This window comes from Rhizobacter sp. P2_H2 (assembly GCF_056403375.1).
This window is the reverse complement of sequence record NZ_JBFUFP010000595.1, coordinates 1-3360: the sequence shown is the minus strand read 5'-3', so window position 1 is coordinate 3360 and position 3360 is coordinate 1. Positions and strand designations below refer to the sequence as shown.

The window sequence follows — 3360 nt, the reverse complement described above, 5'->3', positions numbered from 1 at the left end:
GCGTCACGCTGCGCCTGAACACGCGGGCCACCGCCGGGCTGCTGGTGGCCGGCGACTTCGACCGCGTGCTGCTCGCCACCGGTGTGACGCCGCGCGACCCGAAGATCCCCGGCCAGGAGCTGCCGCACGTGCTCAGCTACATCGACGTGCTGCTGCAGCGCAAGCCGGTGGGCGACAAGKTGGCGGTGATCGGCGCGGGCGGCATCGGCTTCGACGTGGCGGAGTTCCTCGTCACGCCGCCGGGACACTCGCCGACGATGGACCTCGCCGAATGGCGGGCGGAGTGGGGCGTGGCCGATCCGTCCGAGGTGCGCGGCGGCGTCGTGCCGGCGCGGCCCGCGCCGGCGGCGCGGCMGGTGGTGTTGCTGCAGCGCAAGAGCGGCAAGCTCGGCAAGGGGCTCGGCAAGACGACCGGCTGGATCCACCGCGCGGCCTTGCAGATGAAGCAGGTCGAGATGATCGGCGGCGTCAACTACGAGCGCATCACGCCGCAGGGCCTGTTCGTCACCTACGGCGAAGAGCGGCGCGACGGCCAGCTGATCGAGTGCGACACCGTGGTGTTGTGCGCCGGCCAGCTGCCGCTGCGCGAGCTGCTGGAACCGCTGCGTGCGTCGGGTGTGACCGCTGACTTGATCGGTGGCGCCGACGAGGCGAGCGAGCTGGATGCGAAGCGAGCCATCGACCAGGGCACACGGATTGCCCTGGCGCTTGAATGAACCGATTGCTGCGTACCGCCTTCGTCAGCCTGCTGTTCTGCCTCACCGGCCTGGGCGGCTGCGCCAGCCTGCCGCCACCGCAGCCGCATGCGCCGGTGCAGGCGCTGGCCGATCCGGAGAACACCGCGCTCGGCAAGTTCGTCGCGGCGAACGCGCCGGCGCCGGACATCTCGGGCTTCCGCGTGCTGGCGTCGGGCGACGATGCGTTCGCCGCGCTGACCGCGCTCGCCGACCGGGCGCAGAAGACGCTGGACCTGCAGTACTACCTGATCCGCAGCGATGAATCGTCGCGCGCGCTGATGCAGCGCGTGCGTGCGGCCGCTGACCGCGGCGTGCGCGTGCGGCTGCTGATCGACGACCTGAACACCGCCGGCCAGGACGATGCGCTGCTGCGGCTGACGCAGCACCCGCGCATCGAGGTGCGGCTGTACAACCCGTTCCCGTCGGGCCGCATGGCGACCTTGAGCCGCGTGATGGCGTCGCTGACCGACGCGGCCCGCATCAACCACCGCATGCACAACAAGATGTTCGTCGCCGACAACGCGCTGGCCGCGACCGGTGGGCGCAACCTGGGCGATGCCTACTTCGTGCAGAGCGCGCAGAGCAACTTCCTCGACATCGACGTGCTGGTCGCCGGGCCGGCCGTGAAGGCGCTGTCGGCGGTGTTCGACGGGTTCTGGAACGACCCGCTGGCGTACCCGATCGGCCTGGTGGTCGATGTGCCGCCCGCATCCGTGTCTCCAGCGGCGAGYCAGGCTGAAGCGCCCGAGCACCCGGCGAGCGCGCTGGCCGGAGAACCCGCGGCCTCGGCACCGGCGATCGTCGCGAACGCCGCCCGGTCGACGCTCGGCACCGAGCTGGCACGCAACCAGCTGAAGCTGGTGTGGGCGCCGTCGCGCGTGCTGGCCGACAAGCCGACCAAGGCCAGCGCGCCGGCCACCGAGGAGGCGCCCGCGCCGGCGCACGAGGTGATCAGCGACGACGTCGAGGGCCTGTTGCGCGGCGCGCGCAGCGAGGTCGTGCTGATCTCGCCGTACTTCGTGCCCGGCGCGCGCGGCATGGCGCTGATCGACGACCTGAAGCGCCGCGGCGTGCGCCTGCGCGTGCTGACGAACTCGCTGGCCACCACCGACGCGCCGGCGGTGCACATCGGCTATGCGCGCTACCGCGAGCAGATGCTGAAGGCCGGCGTCGACCTGCGCGAGCTGCGCGTGCACCTGGACCTGCCGCGCAGCAAGGTCGGCTCGTTCGGTTCGTCGCAGGCCTCGCTGCATGCCAAGGTGCTGGTGATCGACCAGCGCGACGTGCTGATCGGCTCGATGAACATGGACCCGCGCTCGGCCCGGCTGAACACCGAGATGGGCGTCGTGATGCACAGCCCGGAGATCGCGCGCCAGCTGCTGCAGCTGGTCGACGAGGTCGGCAGCGCCAACAGCTACAGGCTGTCGCTCGACGCCGACGGCCGGCTGCTGTGGACGCTGTCGCCGCCCGGCGGCGCGCCGAAGGTGCTGACCAGCGAGCCGGAGGCGAGCCTGTGGCTGAGGCTGACGGTGAAGCTGCTGTCGCCGTTCGCGCCGGAGGAGATGTTGTGAGGATGCTGCGCGCCGATGCGGCCTCCGACTGTATTTCACGCTGATTTCATGACCAGTTCACCTGTCCCGCTTGCGGCACTGAGATGATGCCGCCCGTGCGCCGTCAAGAGCATGGCGCGGCTGGGAGGGGGAGAACCCGTGGGATTGAATCGAAAGCAATGGGCCGGCGTCGCCGTCGCGGTGGTGCTGGTGGGCGGCGGGATCGCGGTCGCAACGCTCGGCTGGTCGCGCTTCGGCGGCAACATCAACGCACTCGAGGTGGACCTCGGGCATCCGCTGGCCTATGTGTCGACGCCGGCGCTGTCGCGCCTGCCGCGCGACCTGGTCAAGGCGCCGGTGCTGCGCGACGTGCTGACCGAGGACTTCGCGTTCTATTACGAGGAGCATGAGAGCCGCCTCGGCCTGCAGGGCGCGCTGAAGCGCATCGCGTTCGAGCACGACACCACGCTCGGCGACAAGCTGATCGAGCTGGCGCTCGACGAGCCGGCCGAGATGGCGTTCTGGACCGATGCCAAGGGCGCGCCGCGCCACTGGGTGATCGCGATGACGCGCGGCGTGCTGGCGCGCACGCTGCAAGGCGCCGCCGCGCTCGCCACCAACGACCGCCAGCTCAGCGTGATCGACCAGATCCGCGTCAACGGCGAGACGCTGCCGGTGTACGCGCTGACGCTGTCGCCGCGCCGCACGCTGACGCTGTCGCCGCGCCGCACGCTGGCGCTGGTGGCGCAGGGCAACCGCGTCGTCGTGCTCAGCGACCCCGGCCTGCTGTTCGACAGCGAACGCCAGGTCGACGCCAAGTCGCGCGACACCGTGGCCGCGCTGTTGTCGGCCGATGCGAAGACGCAGGCGGTGTACCGGCGCGACTTCGGCCTGGGCGAGGCGGGCAACGGCCACACCCTGGTCGCCGACGCGCGGCTGATGTCGTTCGGCTACCAGCACTTCTTCCCCGGCCTGAAGGCCTTGCGCTTCGACCTCGCGCCGGGCGGCGCGGTGCTGGCCACGCACCTGCGCGTGGACAAGCCCGCGGCGCTGCCGGCCGCGCCGGCCGACCG

General features: G+C 71.4%; 3 protein-coding genes. All 3 read left to right on the top strand.

Annotated elements, in window-relative coordinates:
* Positions 1-716, top strand: a 716-nt coding sequence (locus AC1D15_RS23100; RefSeq protein ID WP_477827814.1) for an FAD-dependent oxidoreductase, incomplete at its 5' end; no start/stop codon positions are given.
* Positions 713-2308: a phospholipase D family protein gene (locus AC1D15_RS23095; RefSeq protein WP_477827813.1), complete on the top strand. Its 1596-nt coding sequence runs from the start codon at positions 713-715 to the stop codon at positions 2306-2308. The genes AC1D15_RS23100 and AC1D15_RS23095, both read left to right, overlap by 4 nt.
* A gap of 138 nt (positions 2309-2446) precedes the next feature.
* On the top strand, positions 2447-3360 hold a 914-nt coding region (locus tag AC1D15_RS23090; RefSeq protein ID WP_477827812.1), incomplete at its 3' end, for a DUF2138 family protein.